This window comes from Terrabacter sp. 05T424 (assembly GCF_056396225.1).
On the sequence record NZ_JBFTLB010000007.1, the window covers coordinates 360,807 to 383,070 of the forward strand.

18 protein-coding genes and 1 riboswitch are annotated in these 22,264 nt (G+C 71.6%); of the genes, 3 read left to right on the forward strand and 15 right to left on the reverse strand.

Annotation, left to right across the window (positions count from 1 at the left end):
* Positions 1-990 (reverse strand): UDP-N-acetylglucosamine 4,6-dehydratase (inverting), encoded by a 990-nt coding sequence (pseB, locus tag AC1DE0_RS16260; RefSeq protein WP_478102417.1) that lies wholly within the window; start codon positions 988-990, stop codon positions 1-3.
* A 185-nt stretch (positions 991-1,175) separates the two neighbouring features.
* On the opposite strand from pseB, the gene AC1DE0_RS16265 reads away from it, so the two are divergent.
* Positions 1,176-2,216 (forward strand): PseG/SpsG family protein, encoded by a 1,041-nt coding sequence (locus AC1DE0_RS16265; protein WP_478102419.1) that lies wholly within the window; start codon positions 1,176-1,178, stop codon positions 2,214-2,216.
* 17 nt (positions 2,217-2,233) lie between these two features.
* Positions 2,234-3,655 carry a cytidylyltransferase domain-containing protein gene (locus AC1DE0_RS16270; RefSeq protein ID WP_478102421.1) on the forward strand — a complete coding sequence of 474 codons (1,422 nt, stop codon included), beginning with the start codon at positions 2,234-2,236 and terminating at the stop codon, positions 3,653-3,655.
* Here the strand turns inward: AC1DE0_RS16270 and AC1DE0_RS16275 are convergent, their stop codons facing one another.
* The 5 genes from AC1DE0_RS16275 to AC1DE0_RS16295 form a co-directional block, all read right to left on the reverse strand.
* Complete coding sequence (locus tag AC1DE0_RS16275; protein WP_478102423.1) at positions 3,656-4,432, reverse strand: ABC transporter ATP-binding protein; 777 nt, start codon at positions 4,430-4,432, stop codon at positions 3,656-3,658. It lies immediately after the preceding gene.
* A gap of 1 nt (position 4,433) precedes the next feature.
* Entirely contained in the window at positions 4,434-5,228 is a 795-nt protein-coding gene (locus tag AC1DE0_RS16280) for an ABC transporter permease (RefSeq protein ID WP_478102425.1), read from the reverse strand.
* Complete coding sequence (locus tag AC1DE0_RS16285) at positions 5,228-6,214, reverse strand: glycosyltransferase family 2 protein (protein ID WP_478102428.1); 987 nt, start codon at positions 6,212-6,214, stop codon at positions 5,228-5,230. Before AC1DE0_RS16285 ends, AC1DE0_RS16280 begins: the two co-directional genes overlap by 1 nt.
* A 168-nt stretch (positions 6,215-6,382) precedes the next feature.
* Complete coding sequence (locus tag AC1DE0_RS16290; protein WP_478102430.1) at positions 6,383-7,546, reverse strand: acyl-CoA dehydrogenase family protein; 1,164 nt, start codon at positions 7,544-7,546, stop codon at positions 6,383-6,385.
* A gap of 85 nt (positions 7,547-7,631) precedes the next feature.
* Positions 7,632-9,155, reverse strand: coding sequence for a 13E12 repeat family protein (locus AC1DE0_RS16295; RefSeq protein ID WP_478102434.1), 1,524 nt, complete (start codon positions 9,153-9,155; stop codon positions 7,632-7,634).
* Positions 9,156-9,374: 219 nt separating this feature from the next.
* Positions 9,375-9,493, forward strand: a riboswitch (SAM riboswitch).
* A gap of 91 nt (positions 9,494-9,584) precedes the next feature.
* Here AC1DE0_RS16295 and AC1DE0_RS16300 point away from each other — a divergent pair.
* Positions 9,585-10,901, forward strand: coding sequence for a bifunctional o-acetylhomoserine/o-acetylserine sulfhydrylase (locus AC1DE0_RS16300; RefSeq protein ID WP_478102438.1), 1,317 nt, complete (start codon positions 9,585-9,587; stop codon positions 10,899-10,901).
* Positions 10,902-11,048: 147 nt separating this feature from the next.
* Here the strand turns inward: AC1DE0_RS16300 and AC1DE0_RS16305 are convergent, their stop codons facing one another.
* The 9 genes from AC1DE0_RS16305 to AC1DE0_RS16345 all read right to left on the reverse strand — a co-directional run bounded on the left by AC1DE0_RS16305 (position 11,049) and on the right by AC1DE0_RS16345 (position 22,226).
* Positions 11,049-12,932, reverse strand: a complete 1,884-nt coding sequence (locus AC1DE0_RS16305) for a Na+/H+ antiporter (protein WP_478102440.1) — start codon at positions 12,930-12,932, stop codon at positions 11,049-11,051.
* Between the two features lie 48 nt (positions 12,933-12,980).
* Entirely contained in the window at positions 12,981-14,186 is a 1,206-nt protein-coding gene (locus tag AC1DE0_RS16310) for an aminotransferase class I/II-fold pyridoxal phosphate-dependent enzyme (RefSeq protein ID WP_478102442.1), read from the reverse strand.
* Positions 14,183-15,220, reverse strand: coding sequence for an SDR family NAD(P)-dependent oxidoreductase (locus tag AC1DE0_RS16315; RefSeq protein WP_478102444.1), 1,038 nt, complete (start codon positions 15,218-15,220; stop codon positions 14,183-14,185). The genes AC1DE0_RS16310 and AC1DE0_RS16315 overlap by 4 nt, the downstream gene beginning before the upstream one ends.
* A gap of 75 nt (positions 15,221-15,295) precedes the next feature.
* A complete protein-coding gene (locus AC1DE0_RS16320; protein WP_478102446.1) occupies positions 15,296-16,351 on the reverse strand; it encodes a nucleotidyltransferase family protein in 1,056 nt (351 codons plus the stop codon).
* Positions 16,348-17,556: a UDP-N-acetylglucosamine 2-epimerase gene (gene neuC / locus AC1DE0_RS16325; protein WP_478102448.1), complete on the reverse strand. Its 1,209-nt coding sequence runs from the start codon at positions 17,554-17,556 to the stop codon at positions 16,348-16,350. The genes AC1DE0_RS16320 and neuC overlap by 4 nt, the downstream gene beginning before the upstream one ends.
* 11 nt (positions 17,557-17,567) lie before the next feature.
* Positions 17,568-18,626, reverse strand: coding sequence for an N-acetylneuraminate synthase family protein (locus tag AC1DE0_RS16330; protein WP_478102450.1), 1,059 nt, complete (start codon positions 18,624-18,626; stop codon positions 17,568-17,570).
* Positions 18,623-19,285: a NeuD/PglB/VioB family sugar acetyltransferase gene (locus tag AC1DE0_RS16335; protein WP_478102455.1), complete on the reverse strand. Its 663-nt coding sequence runs from the start codon at positions 19,283-19,285 to the stop codon at positions 18,623-18,625. The genes AC1DE0_RS16330 and AC1DE0_RS16335 overlap by 4 nt, the downstream gene beginning before the upstream one ends.
* Position 19,286: 1 nt before the next feature.
* Positions 19,287-20,723 (reverse strand): hypothetical protein, encoded by a 1,437-nt coding sequence (locus tag AC1DE0_RS16340; protein ID WP_478102457.1) that lies wholly within the window; start codon positions 20,721-20,723, stop codon positions 19,287-19,289.
* Between the two features lie 57 nt (positions 20,724-20,780).
* Entirely contained in the window at positions 20,781-22,226 is a 1,446-nt protein-coding gene (locus tag AC1DE0_RS16345) for a lipopolysaccharide biosynthesis protein (RefSeq protein WP_478102459.1), read from the reverse strand.
* Positions 22,227-22,264 lie beyond the last annotated feature (38 nt).

Sequence of the window (22,264 nt, forward strand, 5' to 3'; positions counted from 1 at the left end):
TCAGATACCCGCCTCGAGCATCTTGCGGATCTCGTCGGCACCGATCCAGATGTCGTTCTTGTCGGACGCGCAGTGGAAGCCCTCGGGAACGGGCTTGCCGTCGGTGCGCGGCACGTAGCCCCACGTCGCCAGCTCGGGCTCGAGCACGTAGTACTTGCCGTCCATGATCATGATGGCGCGGCGACCCTCCTCGGGGCTGATCATCTCCTCGTGGAGCTTCTCGCCGGGGCGCAGCCCGATGTCATGCATCTTGGCGCCGGGGGCGATCGCCTGGGCGAGGTCGGTGACCAGGTGCGAGGGGATGTGCGGCACGACGAGCTCGCCACCCTGCATGAGCTCGAACGTGTCGAGGACCATCTGGACGGCCTCGGGCAGCGTGATCAGGAAGCGCGTGCAGCGCAGGTCGGTGATCGGCAGCGACTCCCCGGCCTCGTGCAGGGCACGGAACTTGGGGATGATCGAGCCGCGCGAGCCGGTGACGTTGCCGTAGCGCACCACGGCGAAACGGGACGGGTACTGCGCGGCGTAGTGGTTGCCGAGGATGAAGAGCTTATCGGCGGTCAGCTTGGTGGCGCCGTAGAGGTTGATCGGCGAGCTCGCCTTGTCGGTCGAGAGCGCGACGACCTTCTTGACACCGGCGTCGATGCACGCCTCGATGACGTTCTGGCTGCCGAGGACGTTGGTCTTGACGAACTCGTGCGGGTTGTACTCGCCGGTGTCGACCTGCTTCAGGGCGGCGGCGTGCACGACGTAGTCGGTGCCGTGCATGGCGCGGCGCAGGCGGTCGAGGTCGCGGACGTCACCGATGAACCAGCGCAGGCGGGGGTCGTCGTTGAACAGCTGACGGACCTCCCACTGCTTCAGCTCGTCACGGCTGTAGATGATGACCCTCTTGGGGTTGTGGTTGTCGAGCACCTCACGGATGAACGCCTTGCCAAAGGACCCGGTCCCACCTGTGACGAGGATCGACGACCCTTCGAGAATGCTCACCCTTTGACCTCCTGGTCATGTTCTTGACTACGTGCTGCGGGCGCCGCTCAGAGGGCACCACGCACTGAGACGCTCGACCAGCGCCGACGGCGAGATTAACACCTTCGAGGTGCCGCCCGCCCCTCCCCGAGGCCCGGGCGAGGGGCTCGCGGCCGTCCCGACGGCGCCTGCGGCAGACTGGGCGCATGCCCGTGCACATCGCCCTGCGCTGCGACGCCAGGCCCGAGACGGGCACCGGCCACGTCGTCCGCGCCCTCGCCCTCGGCGACGAGCTGGCCTCCCGGGGCGTGCACGTCACCGTCTTCGGCGAGGTGACGGGGGTGCCCTGGCTCACCGACCAGATCGAGCGCCGTGGCCTGTCCGTGGTCGCTGCCCCCGACGACCCCGAGGCGCTCGCGGGCCTTGCGCGCGACGCCGCGGTCGATGCCGTCGTGCTCGACGGCTACCACCTCGACCCGGCTTGTGGCCGGGCCCTGCACGACGCCGGCATCACCGTGCTCTCGGTCCTCGACGACACCTTCGGGGGCGGCCAGGAGGCCGACCTCTACCTCGACCAGAACTTCGGCGCCACCCCTGCGCCAGGGGTCGATCCGGACCGACAGCTGCTCGGCCTCGACTACTCCCTCTTCCGCGACGAGGTGCTGCGGCACCGCCCGACCACCTCGCGGCCCGCGCCCAGCGCCACCCCCCGCGTGCTCGCGGTGTTCGGGGGATCCGACCCGTATGCCGCGGCGCCCGTCGTCGTCCCGCTGCTGCTGGCGTCCGGCCGGCCCGCGCACGTCGTCGCGGTCGCCGCCCGACCTGAGATCGCGACCGCGCTGGAAGCACTCCCGACGGCTCCGGGTCAGCAGGTCGAGGTCGTCGCACCGACGCCCGATCTTGCCGCTCTCGCCGCCACGTGCGACGTCGCCGTGACGGCCGCGGGCAGCTCGGTGTGGGAGTTCCTCTGTCTCGGTCTGCCCTCGATGCTCGTCTGCGTCGTCGACAACCAGGCCCCCGGCTACGACGCCGTGACCCAGCGCGGCCTGGCCGAGCCCTTCGGCCACCTCTCCCGGCTGCGGGGCGACGAGGCGGTGCGGTCGGCGGCCGTGGCCGTCGCCGAGGCGCTGCTGTCGGACCCGGAACGGCAGGAGTCCCTCGCAACCGCCGGGATGTCGCTCGTCGACGGGAGGGGCCGCGCCCGCGTGGCCGATGCGCTCCTCGGCGCGGTCGCGGCTCGTCGCTAGCCTGTTCCCACACCACCATGGAGGTCTCCACCGTGCCGCGCACCCGCGTCGTCATCCAGTCGCGTCTCAACTCGTCCCGCCTGCCCGGCAAGGCCATGCTGACGATCGCGGGGATGCCGCTCATCGAGCTGGTGGCGCGCCGCGCGAGCCGCAGCGGCCACGAGGTGGTCGTGGCCACGAGCGAGGAGCAGTACGACGAGCGCATCGCGGGGCACCTGTCCGCGGTGGACATCCCCGTCGTGCGGGGCTCGCTCGACGACGTGCTGGGACGGTTCGTCCAGGCTACGGCCGACCTCGCGCCCGACGACCGCGTCGTGCGCCTCACCGGTGACAACCCGGTCGCCGACGCCGACCTCGTCGACGAGCTGCTCGCCGCGCTCGACGCCAGCGACCACACCTACGGGCGGGTCGACATCGACCAGGTGCCCGAGGGTCTCGGGGCCGAGGCCTTCAGCGTGGCCGCCCTGCGTGAGGCCGCCGACACCGCCACCGACGCGTACGACCGTGAGCACGTGACCCCGTGGCTGCGGCGTACGTTCGGTGAGCTGCTCTTCGTGCCGCAGGGGTGCCCGGGCGACATCCACGCCTACCGGGCCACCGTCGACACCCTCGGCGACTACGTACGCGTGTCGTCCCTCTTCGACGACGTGAGCGACCCGATCGGGCGGCCCTGGCTCGCGTTCATGGAGGACCTCGCTGCCCGGGTGGACGCAGCCGGGGCCCGCATCCCGGCCACCTCCTCGGCCGCGGGCCGGGTCTCGCGAGTGGTCCTGTCAGCTCGCGCGTTCGACGACGGCGAGGCCGGCGGCGACAAGCCGGCCGAGCGCGCCGAGCGGCTGCGGGCCCTCATCGCCGACGCCATCGAGCGCGGGGTGACGCACGTCGATGTCGGCCGCGCCGACGGCCGCAGCGAGGAGCTGCTGCGCAGCTGCGCCGAGCCGGCGCTCGTCAAGCGCTTCGGCGTGATCTCGCGTCTCTGGGCGCCCGCGCTCGAGGACCCGTCCGCCACGGATGCCCACGACCTGGCGGTCGAGGCATCGGCAGAGCGCAGCTTCGCCAACCTCGGACGCCGCGGCGTCGACGCGCTGGTCTTCCCCGACTCGCTCACGGCGGCACGCGGCTGGGCGCGCGCGCAGCGCTACCGGAACGACGGAGTGGCGCGGTCGATCGGGCTGGTGGCGCGGTCGGAGGCCGACCTCGAGTGGGCTGTCGCCACCGCGGACGTCGGTTTCGTCGAGGTGCACACCCCGTCGAGCCCCGCCACCGATCGGTTGCTCACCGAGCTGGCGGCCCGAGGCGCGACCCTCGTCGCCGGCGACGACGCCTACGCGGGCTCCCACTCGGACTCGCCCGGCCTGCCGTCGTGGGCGGCCGCGGTGCTCGTCACCGCGCTCGAGCCGGCCGCCTTCGACGACGCCGTGGCGGCCGTCAACCGCTGATCAGCTCGACGAGCTGTTGTACTGCTCGAGGATGTCGTCCATCGACCCGTCGGCGACGAGACGACCCGACTGCAGGTAGAGGCCGCGCGTGCAGAAACGTCGCAGGTCGGCCTCCGAGTGCGACACGAGGAAGAGGGTGCGACCCTCGGCCAGGAGGTCCTCCATCCGGCGGTAGCACTTCTCGCGGAAGTCCTTGTCGCCGACCGCGAGCACCTCGTCGACGAGGACGATCGGCTCGTCGAGCGTCGTGATCAGGGCGAAGCCGAGGCGCACCTGCATGCCGGAGCTGAAGTGCCGGAAGGGCATGTCGAGGCCGGCCCGCACCTGCGGGCCCGCGAAGTCGACGATCTCGTCGAAGCGCTCGGTGATCTGGGACTTGCTCAGCCCGTGCAGGCCTGCAGTGAGCAGCACGTTCTCGCGCGCGGAGAGCTCGCCCAGGAAGCCACCGGTGAGCTCGATGAGCGGGGCCACGCCGCCGTTCACCGCGACCTTGCCCTCGTCGGGCAGCAGCACGCCGGCGATGGCCTTCAGCAATGTGCTCTTGCCACCGCCGTTGGAGCCGACGAGGCCGACCGCCTCGCCGGGTCCGACGCTGAACGACACGTCCTTGAGGGCCCAGAAGGTCTCCTTGGGCGCGGTGTTCTGACGGCGCAGCACCATCTCGCGCAGCGACAGCTTGCGGCGGCGGGACCGGTAGAACTCGACGCCGAGCCCCTCGACCTTGATGACGTCGGCGGTGCGTCTGGCGTCCCAGACGCGATCGGCAACAGGTGCCACGTCAGATCTCCTTCAGGACTGCGCGCTCCATGCGCGCGAACGTGACGGCACCCCAGGCGAGGAAGGCGAGCGACATGAGCGCGCCCACGACGAGCGGCGCGACCTGGAGCTTCTGGGGGAAGAACCCGGCCCGGTAGAGCTCGAGGATGCCGCTCATCGGGTTGAACCACAGTGCCGTCTGCAGCCAGTCGGGAGCCTTGTCGAGCGTGTAGATGATCGGGGTGCCGTAGAAGAGCATGCGCAGCGCGATGCGGACGACGCGGATCGTGTCGTCGGCGAGCACCGTGGCCGGGGCGAGCAGCAGCCCGATGCCGGTCTGCAGGATGAACTGCAGTGCGAGGCCCACCGGGAAGAGCACGATCCGCCAGTTGAGGGTCGTCTCGCCCCGGATCACGTAGATCAGGACGAACGCGAAGAGCACCGGCAGGGAGAGCAGGAACTCGATGCCCTTGGCGATCACGACGCGGATCACCCACAGCTCGCGGGGCAGGTTCGTGGACCTGACGAGCTTCGCCTCGGAGACGAGCGCTCGGGCCGTCTCGTTGATCGACGCGTTGAACCACTGCCACGGCAGCAGGCCGACGAGCAGGAAGAGGAAGTACGGCTTGTGGCCCGCGTCACCGCGCTGGAAGATCACCGCGAAGACCATGAAGTAGATCAGGGCCATCGCCAGGGGGTCGATGACGGTCCACAGGTAGCCGAGCCAGCTCCGTGCGTAGCGCACGCGAAGGTCGCGCCGAACCAGAGTCAGCAGGATGCCCCGCTGGCCCCAGATCCGGGAAAAGCGCTCCACCATCAGAACTCGTCTCCTTCGGGGACCAGCTGGTCCGGCCTGCTGGTGAGGAAGCCCCAGCCCCAGCTCATGTGCATCGTCGCGAGCACCGCAGGCACCCGCATCGCCACCTTCGCACCCTCGCCACGGGCGATGGCCACTCCCCCGACACCGACGCCGGCGGCATACGCAGCCGGGATGGCCCAGAGGGGCCGCCACACCAGCCCGCCGACCACACCGGCGGCCACGGCCACGAGGGCCGTTGGCGGGGCGAGGTAGCGGGCGTTGATGGAACCCTTGTGGCGCGTGGCGACGACCCGGCGCCAGCGGCCGTAGTCGCGGTACTGCCGGCCGAGTGCGCGAAGGCTCGGCCGCGGGCGGTACTCGACCGTGAGCGCCGGGTCGAACCACACGACACCGCCGGCCTGGCGGATGCGGTAGTTGAGCTCCCAGTCCTGGGCGCGGGTGAAGCGGGGGTCATAGCCGCCGGCCTTCGTCAGCCACTCACGGCGGAAGACGCCGAGGTAGACGGTGTCGGCCGGTCCCGCCTCTCCCCCCGTGTGGAACCGCGCGCCGCCGACGCCGAGCGGCGACGTCATGGCCGTGGCCACGGCCTTCTCGAAGTCGGTGACGCCGGTGGCGTGCATGACTCCGCCGACGTTGGCGGCGCCCGTCTCGACCAGCACGCGAACGGCACGCTCGATGTAACCCGCACTGAGGAAGCCATGGCCGTCGACGCGCACGATGATGTCGTGCTCGGCAGCGGCCACTGCGAGGTTCAGCGCCTCGGGGGTGCGGCCGGAGGGGTTCTCGACGACGGTGATCCGCGAGTCGCGCTCGGCGAGGCGGCGGGCGACGCCGAGGGTGTCGTCGTGGCCGGGGCCGACGGCGAGCACGACCTGGATCTGCCCGGGGTAGTCCTGGGCGACGACCGCAGCGACAGCGTCCTCCAGGTGCCTCTCCTCGTTGAGCAGCGGCATGATGACGCTGACCGGAGGTGTTGGGTCCACGCGTTCGGATCCTTCTCGTTCGGGTCGATGAGTTGGAGCAGGCGATCGCGACCCGCACCGGGCCGGGCCAGCCTACCGCCCCGAGAACCTACCCCTGCCACGGCGGAAGTCGCTGGGAGGGCGATGAAGGCCCGCCGGAAGAGACGCCACCGCAGCGGCCACCCGCGTCTACTTGAGCAGCTGGCGGGCCATGACGACGCGCTGGACCTGGTTGGTGCCCTCGTAGATCTGGGTGATCTTCGCGTCGCGCATCATCCGCTCGAGCGGGAAGTCGCGCGTGTAGCCGGCACCGCCGAGCAGCTGGACGGCGTCGGTCGTGATCTTCATGGCCGCATCGGAGGCGTAGCACTTGGCAGCTGCGCCGAAGAACGAGAGGTCCTTGTCGCCGCGCTCGGACTTGGCGGCCGCGACGTAGACCATCTGGCGCCCGGCCTCGAGCTCCATCGCCATGTCGGCGAGCATGAACTGGATCCCCTGGAAGTCGGCGATGTGCTTGCCGAACTGCTTGCGCTCCTTGACGTAGGCGAGAGCCTGGTCGAGCGCGCCCTGGGCGATGCCGACCGCCTGCGCGCCGATCGTGACGCGCGTGTGGTCGAGGGTGCGCAGCGCGATCTTCAGGCCGTCGCCGACCTGGCCGACGACGCGGTCGCCGGGGATGCGGACGTTGTCGAAGTGCAGCTCGCGCGTCGGGCTGCCCTTGATGCCGAGCTTGCGCTCCTTCTCACCGAACGTGAAACCGTCGTCGGACTTCTCGACGACGAACGCCGTGACGTTGCCCCCACGGGGGCCCTCGGGGTCGGTGACGGCGAGGACGGTGTAGTACTCGGAGACGCCGGCGTTCGTGATCCACGACTTCTGGCCGTTCAGCACCCAGCCGTCGCCGTCCTGGCGGGCGCGGCACTTCATCGACGCCGTGTCGGAGCCGGCCTCGCGCTCGGACAGGCCGTAGGAGAAGGTCGTCTCGCCCTTGGCGAGCGGGGGCAGGTAGCGCGCCTTGACGTCGTCGCTGCCGTCGAGGATGAGGGGCAGCGAGCCGAGCTTGTTGACCGCCGGGATGAGCGAGGCGGACGCGTCGACGCGGGCGATCTCTTCGATGACGATGCACGTCGCCAGGGCGTCGGCGCCCATGCCGTCGTACTGCTCGGGCACGTGCGGTGCGAAGAAGTCTGAGGCGACGAGGGCGTCGTGCGCCTCCTGGGGGTAGCGCGCCTCCTCGTCGACGGCGGCGGCGTACGGGGCGATCTTGTCCTCGGCGATCGCCCGGATCGCCTCGCGCAGGGCCTCGTGGTCCTCGCTGGTGCGGAACAGGTCGAAGGCGTCATTCGTGCTCACGGCGCGATCCTACTCGCCAGTTCGGATTAGTAGGACGTCCTAGTGATCGACGCCACGGAGTGGTGCGGACGAGGCCGTGAGATGCTCAGAAGGGCGGCGGTTCGGGGCCAGGTGGCGGCCCGGTGTCGGGTGGCGGGCCGAGTCCTTCGCGCCAGTCCTTGGGGTAGGTGGTGTAGCTGCGGCCGGTGAGGGTGGTCCACTCGAGGCCGTCGTCGGCGACGGGGGTGCTGGTCCAGATGCCGTGGGTCTTGACGTTGTGGTGGCGGCGTTCCTTGGCGTAGAAATTCGTCACCGAGGTCTCGCCSGCCGGCCACGGGATCTCGTGGTCGAGGTCGCACCGGGTSGCGGGGACGTGGCAGTCGGGGCCGCGGCAGGTKCCGTCGACCGCTCGGACGTGCTCAACCATCGCGAGTGTGGGCCGGTAGGCCCTGGTGGGGCGGGTGATCGCGTGGCCGTCGCGGATGTCGACGGGAAGGGTCTGCCAGACCGAGCCCGGGCGGGTCATGATCTCGCGGGCGTGGGCGGCGGTGACCCAGCGGTGCCCGGGCAGCTCGCACGCCGCGTCGCTCTGGCCGGTGGCGACCTCGAACGGCACGACGAGCCACACCCGCGCCGCCGCGTCACCGGTGGCCGGCGCAGGCGCAGGCCCGTCACACGCGTCGGCGAGGACGTCACGCAGCAGGGCCTCGGTGGCCAGGTCGCAGCGCAGCTGGTCCAGGGTCCGCGRGTCTCCTCCGCCTCGCGCGGCGCGAGCACGGGTGTCGAGCCGGTCCAGGATCGCCGCGACCGTGCCCGCATCGGCCGTCAAGCTCAGACACCCCATCCCGTCACCGACCATCCGCCCGAACACCCCACGCCGCGCTTTCGCGTGCGCCCGCCGCTCCCCCGCGCCCCTCGTGTCCACCGACGCGATGGCGCGAGTCAACCGGGTCGTGAAGGTCCGCTGCCCCACCACCCGCCCGTCCCGCGACGGAGCCAGCACCGACTCCTCCACCACCGCGACATCCACATCCGACAGCTGAACCGTGTCGCAGGCGAGCTGCACCGCCCGGTACAGCGACGTGCCACCGGCCCGCAACGCGGCCAGGACGCGCCGGTGCCGCCGCGGTGCCGTCGCCAACGCCAGCCGCCGCGACACCTCACCGACCCCGACCCCGGTCGCCAGCGCGATCTCCTCCGCGACGAGCCGCTCCGGCGAGGCCAGTGCCGCCATCCGCACGGCACTCCCACCGGCTGGCAAGGCGGCGACCTGCTGGGCCTCGATGGTGTGCAACGCCCCGTACGCAGCGAGCAGGTCGGCCTCGACGCGCGCCTTCGCCACCTCGAGCGCCTCGACCTGCGCCATCACCCGCTCACCGTCCCGCAACAGGCCCTCGGTCACCTCCACCGACCGCGCCCGCTCGATCTCTTCGGTCAGCACGCACGAGTGAGCGACGTCCGTCGCCTCGTACAACACCTCGCCGGCAAACCGACTCGACAGCACGGACACGACCCGCCGCGCGCGACCACCGGACGCCCCTGGATCGTGGACCCAGGTCACGTCGACCACCCGCGGCGGGCGGCCACCGAGCAGCCCGAAGGAGCCTCGTGACGACGCGACGTACGGCATACGTCCCCTCCCTCAGCAGCACTTTGGACTACTCCAGTAGAACATGTGTTCGACTCGATGGGAAGGGCTCGCGCGCACCTGTGGACAACGAATTGCTCTGCGCAACAGCAGGGTTCACCTGAGGCATCACGAACCCAGAAGCGGAACGACCCCCAAGCACGTCCACCATGAGGACACGCGCTCCCATCTGCCGGACACGCGTACGTACACTCGCGAGTAGGTCATGAGTGCCAGCGCCAAGCCCCGGCTCGCTGGCCGGCAACCCTCCCACCGCGGCGGGGTGCCCCGGGTGAGGACCTGGCCCGTCGACGCCCTCGGCGCTCGGGCAAGCGCGGAGAGCTCCTCTCCCGCACCGACCCGTCGGTGCGCCGGCCGGTCACCTCGACGCAGGCCCGGTCATCGACACGACTGAGGAAGAGCACACGAGAGATGACCGAACCCAACTGGTCCTTCGAGACCAAGCAGATCCACGCCGGCCAGAGCGCCGACAGCGCCACCGGGGCCCGCGCCCTGCCTATTTACCAGACGACCAGCTACGTCTTCAACGACACCGACCACGCGGCAAACCTGTTCGGGCTCAGGGAGTTCGGCAACATCTACACCCGGATCATGAACCCGACGACCGACGTCGTGGAGCAGCGCATCGCCGCGCTCGAGGGCGGCGTGGGCGCGCTCCTGGTCGCGTCGGGACAGTCCGCGACGACGCTGGCCCTGCTCAACCTCGCCGAGGCCGGCGACCACATCGTCGCCTCCCCCAGCCTCTACGGCGGCACGGTCAACCTGCTCAAGTTCACGCTGCCCAAGCTCGGCATCGAGGTGAGCTTCGTCGAGGACCCGACCTCGATCGAGTCCTGGCGGGCCGCCGCGCGCCCCAACACGAAGGCCTTCTTCGGCGAGACCATCGCGAACCCGAAGGCCGAGGTGCTCGACATCGAGGCCGTGGCGGCGCTCGCCCACGAGCACGGCGTGCCGCTCGTCGTCGACAACACCATCGCCACCCCGTTCGTCATCCGCCCGATCGAGTGGGGCGCCGACATCGTCGTGCACTCCGCGACGAAGTACCTCGGCGGCCACGGCACGTCCATCGCGGGCGTCATCGTCGACGCGGGCCGGTTCGACTACGCGAAGGACCCGGAGAAGTTCCCCAACTACAACACTCCCGAGGAGAGCTACCACGGTCTCGTCTTCGCACGCGACCTCGGCGTCGGCAGCGCCCTCGGCGCGAACCTCGCGTACATCCTCAAGGCTCGGGTCCAGCTGCTGCGCGACCTCGGGCCGTCGGCGGCGCCCTTCAACGCGTTCCTCATCGCGCAGGGTCTCGAGACGCTGTCGCTACGCATCGAGCGCCACCTCGAGAACGCCGCCAAGGTGGCCGCCTACCTGCAGGGCCAGGAGCAGGTGGAGCGCGTCGTGTGGGCCTCCCTGCCCGACAGCCCCTCGTACGCCACCGCCCAGAAGTACGCGCCCCGCGGGGCGGGTGCCGTGCTCTCCTTCGAGATCGCTGGCGGCCTCGAGGCGGGCAAGAAGTTCGTCGAGGCGCTGACGCTCCACAGCCACGTCGCGAACATCGGCGACGTGCGCTCGCTCGTCATCCACCCTGCATCGACGACGCACTCGCAGGGACCCGAGGAGGACCGCGTGGCGGCCGGCGTGACCCCGGGTCTGGTGCGCCTGTCGGTCGGGATCGAGAACATCGACGACATCGTGGCCGACCTCGAGCAGGGATTCGCCGCGGCGAAGGCCTGACTCCTCGGAGTGCACGAACGGCACGGTCGGCCTGCGCCGGCCGTGCCGTTCAGCGCCCGGCCGCGGCTGGGGTGCAGCCCAGAACGCACGTCTAGGACGTATGCCGAGGACGTATGCCGCCCGCCGGGGCACGCACCCCCGGCTGGGTCAGCCGACGACCTCGTCGACGAAGCACCACCGCCACGACTCGCCCGGCTCGAGCGAGCGCATCACGGCGTGGGAGGTCTCGGCGAAGTGCGCGCTCGCGTGCTTGAACTCGGAGGAGTCGCAGCAGCCGACGTGCCCGCACTCCAGGCACATGCGCAGGTGCACCCAGGTCGTCCCGTCGCGCAGGCACTCCTCGCACCCTTCCGGAGTGCGGGGCTCGGCGCACGCGCCACTGTCCTGCAGGTGCTCACAGGGAGCCTCGATGGTGTCCACGGGCAACATCTCACTTTCTGCCAGTCGGGTCTCCTGGTCCTCGAGACGGTCGAGCATCGTCTCCTCGAGGTCGAGCGCGCCGAGGACGGTGCGCAGCACGACGTCGTCGGCGCGTCCTTCGTTGCGCAGTCGCAGCACCTCGCCGCGCTCCGCTTCGAGCATCGTCAACCGCGCTCGCCGGTACTGCGTGCTGGGGGTCTCCGCCCCGTCGAGCCCACGAGGGCCGAGCCGCTCCCACAGCTGGTTGACCCGGTCGGAGGCACGTTCACGGAGCATGTCCTTCGTGGACTCGTCGACGTCGGGCATCTGCGCGAGCACGTCGAGCCCCGACCGGGTGGCGGCCTGCAGCACGGTGGCGGCCTGCAGCGCGTCCTCGCGCGGGTCGGGCCCGCGCACCCCGAGTCGGTGGGCGACCCACGGCAGGGTGGTGCCCTGGATGAGGAGCGTGCCGATGGTGACCACAACGGCGATGAGGATGAGCACGGCGCGCACGGGCGTCTCGGGCAGCAGCAGCGCGGCCGCGAGCGTGACGACGCCGCGCATGCCGGCCCACGACAGCACCGCGGAGTGCGACCAGGGAGCCTCGGCCTCGGCGCGCATGACGTGCGTGCGCAGGTAGCGGAACGGGAAGACCCACAGCGGGCGGAGCAGCAGCACGGCCACGAGGGTTCCCACCGCGGCGAAGGCGATCCGTCCCGCCGAGAGCTCGGAGCTCTGGACGTTCCGGACGACGTAGAACACCTGCAGCCCGATGAGCAGGAAGACGGCGTTCTCGAGGAGGAACTGGATCGATCCCCAGTTGATCCGCTCGCTCAACCGCGATGCCCCCGACTGCGTCGTGGGCGACTTGTGACCGAGGATCAGTCCGGCCGTGACGACGGCGATGACGCCCGAGGCGTGCGCCTCCTCGGCGGGCACGTACGCCGCGAAGGGCACCATGAACGAGAGCACGGTGTCGAAGGCCGGCTCGGTCGAGAAACGCTTGCGCAGCACGACGACGACCAGTGAGACGACGAAGCCGATGACCGCCCCACCGAGCGAGGCCCAGAGGAAGTCGAGCACCACCCCGCCGAACGTCACCTCGTGAGTGGCAGCGGCCGACGCCAGGCCGGTGGCCGCGAGCGCCGTGCGGAGGGCGACGAGGGCGGTGGCGTCGTTGACGAGCGACTCGCCCTCGAGGATCGAGACGAGCCGGCGTGGCAGGCCGATCCGGCGGCCGACCGCCGTGGCCGCGACGGCATCGGGAGGTGCCACGACGGCACCGACGGCGAACGCGAGCCCGAACGAGATGTCGAGCACCTGGGTGAGGAAGAGCGCGACCCCGAGGGCGGTGAAGAGCACGAGCCCGACCGAGAGCCCGAGGATGGTGGCCCGGTTGTTGCGGAAGTCGACGAGCGAGGTCTGGATGGCCGCGGCATACAACAGCGGCGGCAGGATGCCGAGCAGCACGACCTCGGGACTCAGCGCCACCTCGGGGACGAAGGGCAGGTAGGACCCCGCGATGCCGACGACGATGAGCACGAGCGGGGCCGGCAGCTCGAGGCGGTCGGCGAGCCACGCGCCGCCGAGGACGGTGGCCGCGATGGCGAGCAGCCCGATGGYGATCTCCACGACGCCATCCTGCCGTACGCCGCGCCCGGGCAGCTGATGCCGTTCGCGTCAGGCGAAGAAGGAGCGGACGGCTTCGATGACGCGCTGCTGGTCCGGCTCGGTCAGGTCGGTCGCGCACGGCAGCGACAGACCACGTGCGAAGAGCCCCTCGCCGACCCCGCCGGCCAGGACCGGGTCGCCCATGAAGGGCGGCTGCGCGTGCAGCGGTCGCCAGAGTGCCCGCGCGCCGACGCCGCGCGCCTGCAGGTGCGCGAGGAAGCCGTCGCGCCCGCGGCCGTCGCCCTCTGGCACGAGCACCGAGTAGAGCCAGTACGTCGCATCGAGCCCCTCGACGCGGGGGGGCAGCACGAGCGGCAGGTCGACGAGGGCCGCGTCGTAGCGAGCTGCGATGCGGTGCTTGGCCGCGACGAACTCTTCGAGCCGCTCGAGCTGCGCGAGGCCGAGGCCGGCCGCGATGTTGGTCAGGCGGTAGTTGTAGCCGACCTCGTCATGCAGGTAGCCGACGTCGGGCACCTTCGCCTGGGTCGTCAGGTGCCGGGCCCGGGCGGCGAGGTCGTCGTCGTCGGTGACGATCATGCCGCCACCGCCGGTCGTCGCGATCTTGTTGCCGTTGAAGGAGAAGCACCCGATGCGGCCGACCGTGCCCGTGTGCCGGCCGGCATAGCGCCCCGTCGACCAGGTGGCCCCGAGCGACTCCGCGGCGTCCTCGAGCACGGGTATGCCGTGCCTGTCGCAGGTGTCCATGAGCGGTTCCATGTCGGCGGGCTGGCCGAGCACGTGGACGATCTCGACGACCTTCGGCTGGGCCTCCCCCGCGGCGGCGCGGCGGTCGAGCTCTGCGGCGAGCAGGGCCGGGTCGAGGTTCCAGGTCGTCGTCTCGGAGTCGACGAGCACCGGACGGGCGCCGCAGTAGGCGATCGGGTTGACCGAGCCGACGAACGTGAAGTCCGAGCAGACGACGTCGTCGCCGCGCTCGACCCCGAGCAGCAGCAGCCCGACGTGGATCGCGGCGGTGCCGGTGGCGCAGGCGATGGCATGCTTGGACCCGACCCGTTCGGCGAAGCGGCGCTCGAACTCCGAGACGAACGGTCCGACCGACGAGACGAACCCGGACTCGACGGCCTCGAGCACGTAGCGCCGCTCGAGCTCGCCGATGTTCGGGACAGCCAGCGGGATGGTCCCTTCGGGACCGCGCGCGCCCGGCGCGTGCGCCTCGCTTGGCTGGGTGGGCTGCGCCTCGGCCGTGCCACTCACCGGTGGTACCGCCCGGCGGTCTCGGGGTCGACCCGCGGCCGCAGCCACTCGGCCGTTGCCGACAGGCCCTGCTCGAGCGAGACGGTCGGCGCCCAGCCGAGCACCTCGTTGGCGCGCGAGGGGTCGGACAGCAGGATCTGAACCTCCGAGCCCTCGGGCCGGATGCGGGCGCTCTCGGTGACGATCTCGGCGTTGCTGCCGGTCACCTTGCGGCACAGCTGCACGACGTCGCCCACCGAGACGGTGCGTCCGGTGCCGAGCTGGATCGTCGTGCCGGGAGCGACGTCGGCCAGGGCGGCCCGCACGAACCCGTCGGCCGTGTCGGTGACGAACGTGAAGTCGCGCTTCGGGCTGACATCGCCCAGCTTGAGCTGGGACGCGCCCGCCAGCAGCTGCGAGAGCACCGTCGGGATGACCGCGCGGGTCGACTGCCGCGGCCCGAACGTGTTGAACGGGCGCAACGTCGTCACCGGCGTCTCGAACGACAGCGCGTACGACTCACACAGCTTGTCCGCGGAGATCTTCGTCGCCGAGTAGGGCGACTGCCCGCGCAGCGGGTGCTCCTCGGTGATCGGCACCGACTCCGGCGTGCCGTAGACCTCGGACGTGGACGTGTTGACCATCCGAGGCGTGCCGTGCCGACGGACCGCCTCGAGGACATTGAGGGTGCCGATGACGTTCGTCTCGACGTAGGAGCGGGGCGCCACGTAGGAGAACGGGATCGCGATCAGCGCCGCCAGATGCAGCACCACGTCGACACCCTCCGTGCTCGCCATCACGTGCTCGGGGTCGCGGATGTCACCGAGCACCACCTCAGCCTGCCCGTCACGCACCGCCTCCCGGAACGTGTCGGACTCGTCGAGCCAGCCGGTCGACCCATTGGAGTTGTAGAGGCAGAACGCCTTGACCCGCGCACCGTCGGCGACGAGCCGCTCGACCACGTGCGACCCGATGAACCCGTCAGAGCCCGTCACGAGGACCGTCTTGCCGGCCATGGACCCGGCCATCGGCTTGGGCGTGAGTTCTGTTGTCACATCTGCCTTTTCGTCATGGTTTGCCATTTTTCGTGAAGCCGTCCGCGCCGTCCTCAGAGGAGACTTCCTCGCCGCTCACGCCTCACCTTTGGCGCGGGCCAGGTCCGTGGGCGTGCCGACGTCGATCCACTCGCTCTGGATCGGCCACGCCGTGACCCGCTCGTCGCGCTCGAGGCACATCTCGACCAGGCCCGGCATCGTGCTCGCCCGCCCCGCCGGCAGCCACGCCAGCGCGCGCGGCTCGACGGCATACACGGCGGCGTTGATGTCGAAGCTCAGCGTCGGCTTCTCCGAGACCCCGGTGACTCGGCCACCGCTGCTCTCGACGACACCGAAGGGCACCTCGTGCTGGTAGGTGCGCGTCGCCACGGTGACAGCCGCACCCGTGCGCCGGTGCGCCTCGAGGAACGCGGCCGCGTCGAACTCGACCATCAGGTCGCCGTTCATCACCAGCACCGGGTGCTCCAGGTCGGGCCGCTGCTCGCGCAGCAGCGTCAACGAGCCCGCGGTCCCGAGCGGAAGCTCGGGGTCCTCACGCAGGTAGCGCACACTCACCCCGAGGCGCGAGCCGTCACCGAGGTGCTCCTCGATCTGCTCGGCGAGGTAGTTGACGCTCACGTAGACCTCACGGATGCCGTCACCGACCAGGCCCAGGACGATCCACTCGAGGATCGAGCGGCCGGCCACCGTCATCAGCGGCTTCGGGGTGTCCTTCGTCAGCTCACCCAACCGGGTGCCCCGACCACCCGCCATGACCACCGCCACGTTCGGCAGCGGCGCCGAACCGACCACGTCGGACAGCGTGTGCAGGTTGACCACCGTGCCGTCCTCGTCGAGCTCGGGCACCGCCGAGATGCGAAGCGCCTGCATGAGGTCGAGCACCAGGGCTCGCGGCGACCCGGCCGCGACGAAGTGCGGCGAGCGGGTCGCGTAGTCCAGGGCCGGCGCGTCGAGACCATCGCCCTTGAGCACCGCCCGACGCAGGTCACCGTCGGTCAGCAGCCCGGCAAGGTGCAGGTCGTCGTCGACGAGCAGGCACACGAGGGTCGCGCTGCGGTCGACCACCTCGAGCGCGTCACGCACGGTCGCCGTCGTCGGCGCACACGCCGCGCGCAGGTCTCGCGCCGTCACTCGGGCCCTTCCTCTCCGTCGTCCGCGCGGACCGGCAGGTCCACGAACCGCTTGACCCGGCTCTCGCGGGCCGCTGACCGAACGATATCGAGGATGCGGGCGCTCGCCTCACCCGTGCCGTAGGGGTTGGCGACGGCAGCCGCACGCTCGCGCCAGCTCGGGCTCAGGGCGGTGCGCACGGCAGCCTCGACCGCGGCGCGCCCCTCGTCGGCGTGCACGACGTTGTCTCCGCGCAGCCGGCCCCGCTGGCGTTCGCCGATGTCGACCGCCGGCACGTGCACCGTGGCCGCCTCGATGACCCCGGAGCTCGAGTTGCCCACGACGACGTCACTGGTCGCGAGCACCCGGGGGTAGTCGCGTCCGAGCGCCGGGACCAGCCGCAGCCGGGGCTCGTGACCCGCCAAGCCGGTGAGGGCTGCGAGCACCTCGTCGCGCCCCTCGTCCATGCCGGGGTGCGTGGCGACGACGGTGCCGCACACGGCCAGGGCGGCCTCCGCGGCCTCGCGCGCCCACTCTCCCACCGGCGCACCGGGCTGGGCCGTGGGCGGGTGGTAGGTGAACAGGCCGATGGGCCGCCTCACCGACGGCACCCCGAGCAGCGTCGCGAGCTCGGAGTCGGGCATCGGCTCGGCCCCGGCCAGACGGTCGAGTCCAGGCGCGCCGGTGACGTGGATGCGGTCGGCCGGCTCGCCGAGCTGGCGCAGCCGGGCGGCGGCGTCCTCCGACGCGACGCAGTGCTGGTCGGCCAGCTTGGTCACCGCGTGGCGCACCCGCTCGTCGACGGCGCCCTCGGTGACCTCTCCCCCGTGCAGGTGCACCACCGGGACGCCGAGCACGACAGCAGGCGGAACGACGTAGAGCAGCTCCCACCGGTCGCCGAGCACGACGAGCACGTCGACGTGAAGCTCGCGCAGGACCTGCCCGGTCGCCCGCGCGAGCAGGGCCCCCTGCTCGACCTGGGCTGCTGCCGTGACCCCGCCCATCGGGTCGGCGAGCGGCACGACGGCCTCTCGCCACTCGTCTGCGGGGACGCTCGCCGGCAGGGCAGCCACGAGGTCGTCGGCGGCATACATCACCCCGGTCAGCACGCGGAGGGCCACGTCGTCAGCGGTCTGCAGCGCCTCGAGCACCGGCGAGAGCGGGCCGAGGTCGGCGCGGGTGCCGACGAAGACGGCGACAACACGTGGCTCGTGCGCGGTGGTCATCGACGGACGCCTCAGCGGGCGAGGTCGGCGTCGGTGACGGGAGCGCCCGCCTCGACCGCTCGGGCGAGCACCCGCCCGCGGATGTCGACGGCCGGGCTGACACCACCCTCGGGCCGCAGCAGCTGCAGGTCGGCCCCGGCCAGCTCGGCGCCGGCCGGCAACGCACGCGCGGCGTGCCACGAACGGCGGACGAGGACGGCGTTCTCCTCCTCGGACGGCATACGCACCTTGACGCCGTCGCCCAGGGCACGGGCGAGCTGCTTGGTGGCGGCGACGTACTCCGTGAGGGCGTCGGGCTCGAGGCTGGCCAGGTGGTCGGGGCCGGGCAGGGTGCGGTCGCTCGTGAAGTGCTTCTCGAGGATGGGGGCGCCGAGCGCCACCGCCCCCAGCGCGGTCGTGAGGCCAGGCGTGTGGTCCGACCAGCCCACCGGTATGCCGTGCAGCTGGGTGAGCCGCGGGATGACCCGCAGGTTGCACTCCTCGACGGGCGCCGGGTAGGCCGAGACGCAGTGGAAGAGCACGAGACCGGGGGCTTCGGCGCACGCCTCGACGGCTGCCTCGACCTCGTCCTCGGTGCCCATGCCGGTCGAGACGAGCAGCACGACACCGAGGCGCGACATCTCGCGCAGGTAGGGCAGGTTGGTCAGCTCGCCGGAGCTGACCTTGAGCGCCGGCAGACCGAGGTCGACGAGCATCTCGGCACTGTCGAGGTCGAACGGCGTCGACAGGAACGTCGTGCCGGCCTCGGTCGCGTGGTCGCGCAGCTCGACCCAGGCCTCCTTGGGCAGGGTCAGCGCCTCTAGCAGGCTGCGCTGGTCGGCGCTGCCGCCGCGGTCGCGCTGGTAGGGCGTCGTGGCCGCGGCCGACGAGACGAGCTTGTCGGGCGAGAACGTCTGGAACTTCACGGCATCCGCGCCCGAGGCGACCGCGATGTCGACGAGCCGGTGGGCCAGCTCGATGTCGCCGTTGTGGTTCACTCCGGCCTCGGCGATGACGTAGACGTCGTCGGGGGTCGGCACCGACGCGGCGCCGATGCTGACGGGGTGGACGGCGTTCAGGGGGTCGATCACGGGTTTCCTCCGGTTCGGGAGGCACGGCCGACGCCTCGGGTGACGGCGGGGACGCCGATGACGGTCTGGCCGTCGGCCACGTGTCCGGTGACGACGGCGCCCGCACCGATCGTCGCGCCGGCGCCCACCGACACACGGGGCAGCACGCGAGCCCCGCTGCCGACKAGCACGCCCCCGCCGACGGAGGCCCCGCCGAGCAGGACCGCGCCGGGCGCGACGTGCGTGCCGGCACCGACGCGGCAGTCGTGCTCGACGATGGCGCCGGTGTTGACGATGACGGCCTCACCGACGCGCGTCGCCGGACCGACGTGGGCGTGCTCGAGCACAACGGTGCCGGGACCGAGCACGCTGCGCGGCGACACGGTGGCGGTCGCTGCCACGACGGGTGGTGCAGCGAGACCGCGCTCGAGCAGCTCGTGCACGAGCGTGCTGCGGGCGTGACCGGCTCCGATCGCGACGACCGCTTTCAGGTTGCGGGCGGCGATGAGCTCGAAGGCCTCGCGGTCGTCGGTGAGCACGTCGACGTGCCACGGCTCGCCGCCCGTGTCGGCGCCGCTCACCGCGACGACGGTGTGGCCGGACCGTTCGAGCACGTCGACGACCGAGCGCGCGTGGCCGCCGGCGCCGAGCACCACCCAGCCGGGTGAATCGTCAGCCATCTCAGGCCTTCCCGGCCGTCGCGACACCGGACCGGTGCCCGAGGGAGGCAGCCGCCTCGCGCAGTGCGCCGCCGACCTTGCGGATGTTGTCGGGCTCGAGGACCGCGGGCACGCGCGGCGGGTCGAGCACGAGCCCCTCCCACGAGTTGCGCACGTAGTCGTTCACGAACCACTCGTCGATGTCGGCCCGATCGGCGCGCAGCGACTCCCAGCCGCGGTCGGTGACGAACCGGGTCAGGTCGTCGGGGGTGTCGAGCCGGGCGATGTTGCCGAGGCCGCTCCAGGGCATGTCGGCGCCGGTGACGACCGGCAGCCCGAGCAGTCCCGCCTCGAGACCGACGGTGCCGGTCGCGGTGACGGTGAAGACGGCCTGCTTCATCAGCTCTCTCGAGTCGGCGAACGGGTCGATCGTCGCGATGTTGGGGTGCGCGTCGAACTGCGGCCAGTAGTCGGGGTCGCGCCGCCACATGAAGTGGGCGTGCTCCTTGACGGCGACGCCGATGCCGAGCGGCGAGAGCGCCTCGGCGAGGACGCGTGCGGTGTAGGCCTGGTCGCGCCACTCCTGACCCATGACGTCGGCGCTCGACTCGGGCTGGACCTGCAGCGGCAGGAAGACGAACTTCTCCGGCACCGGGTCCCACCGGCGCGACTGGTACTCGCGCAGGTTGAGCCGCGCCTTGACCGGGTTGAGCCACGGCAGGCGGGCGTAGTCACTCGGTCGCGGCAGCTGCAGGTTGGCGCCGCGGTCGACGGCGAACTCCTTGATGCGGTCGCTGGCGAGCCGCCAGATCTCCTGGCCCGTCTCGACCTTGAGGTTGCGGGCGAAGCCCATCGGCCGGCCGTGCTCGGCTCGCCAGGTGTCGATGAAGTCCTGACCGGCCGCGAGCGCGGAAGGGTCTTCGACCTCGCGCTTCCAGAGCGTGGTGCCACGCGGTGCGCCGATGAGGCCGAAGCGGTCGGACGGCAGCCGTATGCCGCGGGGCCAGGTCGCGAGGCCGCCGTGGTGGGCGACGAGACCCGCCGTCAGCAGCTCGGACGTGACGGTGAACTCGACGAGGGCGAGCACCGGGCCGCGCCCCTCCAGGGCCGCCTCGAGCTCCTCCGCCGCGAGGTTGAGGAAGTTCATCGCCGTGTCGACGCGGTTGCGCCGCAGGGCGCGCTCGGAGACCAGGAGGTCCAGCACGTCGAGCCCGACGCCCGCGCAGGCCCGCTTGAGGGCGGCGTGCGGCGCGAGGCCACTGACGACGTTGGCCTTGCGCGCAGCGGCATACGGAAGCCGGACGGTCGTGGCTCGCGGGGCGTGCTTGCGCACCCACGCGAGGTTGGCGTCGGTGCGCACGACGAGGACGAGGTCCTTCGTCTCGAAGCCGGCGTGGACGAGCGCCGGCACCAGCAGGTCGTCGTAGCCCAACCCCATGTGGACGAGTGGTGTCACCACGAAAACGTGTCTCCTGCGTGTCGTTCGGTCGGGTCTGCGGCGGGCGAGCGGTCCATCCTATCGACGCAGCGTGTGCAGCACTCTCGGCGCGATGATCGCCCCACCGATGAGCAGCACGGCAGCGACGCCGATGCCGAGGTCGGGCCCCCCGACGGTGGACACGGACGTCGCGACGACCGCCACCCCGAGCGCGACCCACGCCGCGACAGGCCAGCGGAGTGTGCGGCGCGAGGCGACGACCGTGGCACCCGCGAGCACGGCATAGCCGGCGAGCTTGGCGACCGCGACACCGGCGAAACCGAACCTGGCCGCCAACGGGGCCGAGACGACCACGAGGACGACGACGCCGGCGAGCGCCGCCAGGGCCAGCCGACCGGTGCGCTCGCTGTCGAGGACCGCGAGCGAGGAGCCCTGGTAGAGCATGTAGAGCACCGCCACCAGACTCAGGACGGCCACCGTCGCACCGATGCCGTCGATGTCGAAGGCGCCGCCCGCGACGACGCGCGCCAGCCAGGTGCCGGTCGCTCCGACGAGCCCCGACCCGACGACGACGACCGCGAGCAGTGCGGTGCCGGTGCGACCGGTCCACTCCCAGCGCTGCTCCTTCGGGTGCGAGAGCACGAGCGGACCCCAGCCGTTGAAGAGCGCGACGGCGAGGACGAACGGGATGTTCCCGAGCTGCAGCGCCACCTGGTAGTTGCCGGCTGCGGCATTGCCGAGCAGCCGGTTCGCGAGCAGGACGTCCCCCATGAGCAGCCCGAGCATCGCCACGGCCTGCGGCAGCAGCGGGGCCGCCAGCCGAACGCCTGCCCGCACCCGCTCACGCGCGGCCGTCGGCGGCAGCGGCCGTCCCACCACGACCGCGAGCACCCCGGCGAGAACCAACGCCGTTGCGTATGCCGTCAGGTACGTCCGCGAAGACCGGTCCCCTTGCGCTGCAAGTAGACCCGACAGGTGGGCGACCACGGTCGAGGCGACCGCCAGGAGGAGGAAGTGCAGCGGCCGCAGCCGCGCCCGCGAGAGCGACTGCCCGGCCACCACCGTCGTCAGGGCGGCACTCGCGACCACGACGAGGCACCACTGCACCAGGTCGACGCGGCCGGCTGCGGACAGCACGACCCCGAGCACGACCCCGACGACCCCGAGGGCCACGGCGAGCCCGACCATGGTGCCGGCCAGGGCTCGGCCGGCGGTCGGCCCGTCGTCGCCGCGGTGGTACTCGCGGAGGATCACCTGCGGCAGTCCGGCGGCCGCCACGGTGCCGATCATCTGGACCACGACGAGGGCGGTGGCAACCTTGCCGTACTCGACCTGGCCGAGGAGCCGGGTGGCGAACGGCAGCACGAGCAGCACACCGAGGCCCTGCAGGGCGGTGCCGACGAGGTAGACCACCGAGTGCGCCCCGAGCGAACGAGACCCCTGTGGAGGGTTCGCGTCGCCCTGACGACCAGAAGGCTCCACGCGGCCGGTGTCGGGCGCGGGAGGGTCGGGGTGATCTGCCACGATGGTGAACCTACTAGGACGAAGGAGGGCCGGGTGAG

Coding starts and splice junctions, on each gene's coding strand:
- AC1DE0_RS16265 (WP_478102419.1), top strand. CDS start 1,176: ATGCCCGTGCACATCGCCCTGCGCTGCGACGCCAGGCCCGAGACGGGC.
- AC1DE0_RS16270 (WP_478102421.1), top strand. CDS start 2,234: ATGGAGGTCTCCACCGTGCCGCGCACCCGCGTCGTCATCCAGTCGCGT.
- AC1DE0_RS16280 (WP_478102425.1), bottom strand. CDS start 5,228: ATGGTGGAGCGCTTTTCCCGGATCTGGGGCCAGCGGGGCATCCTGCTG.
- AC1DE0_RS16300 (WP_478102438.1), top strand. CDS start 9,585: ATGACCGAACCCAACTGGTCCTTCGAGACCAAGCAGATCCACGCCGGC.
- neuC (WP_478102448.1), bottom strand. CDS start 17,556: ATGACCACCGCGCACGAGCCACGTGTTGTCGCCGTCTTCGTCGGCACC.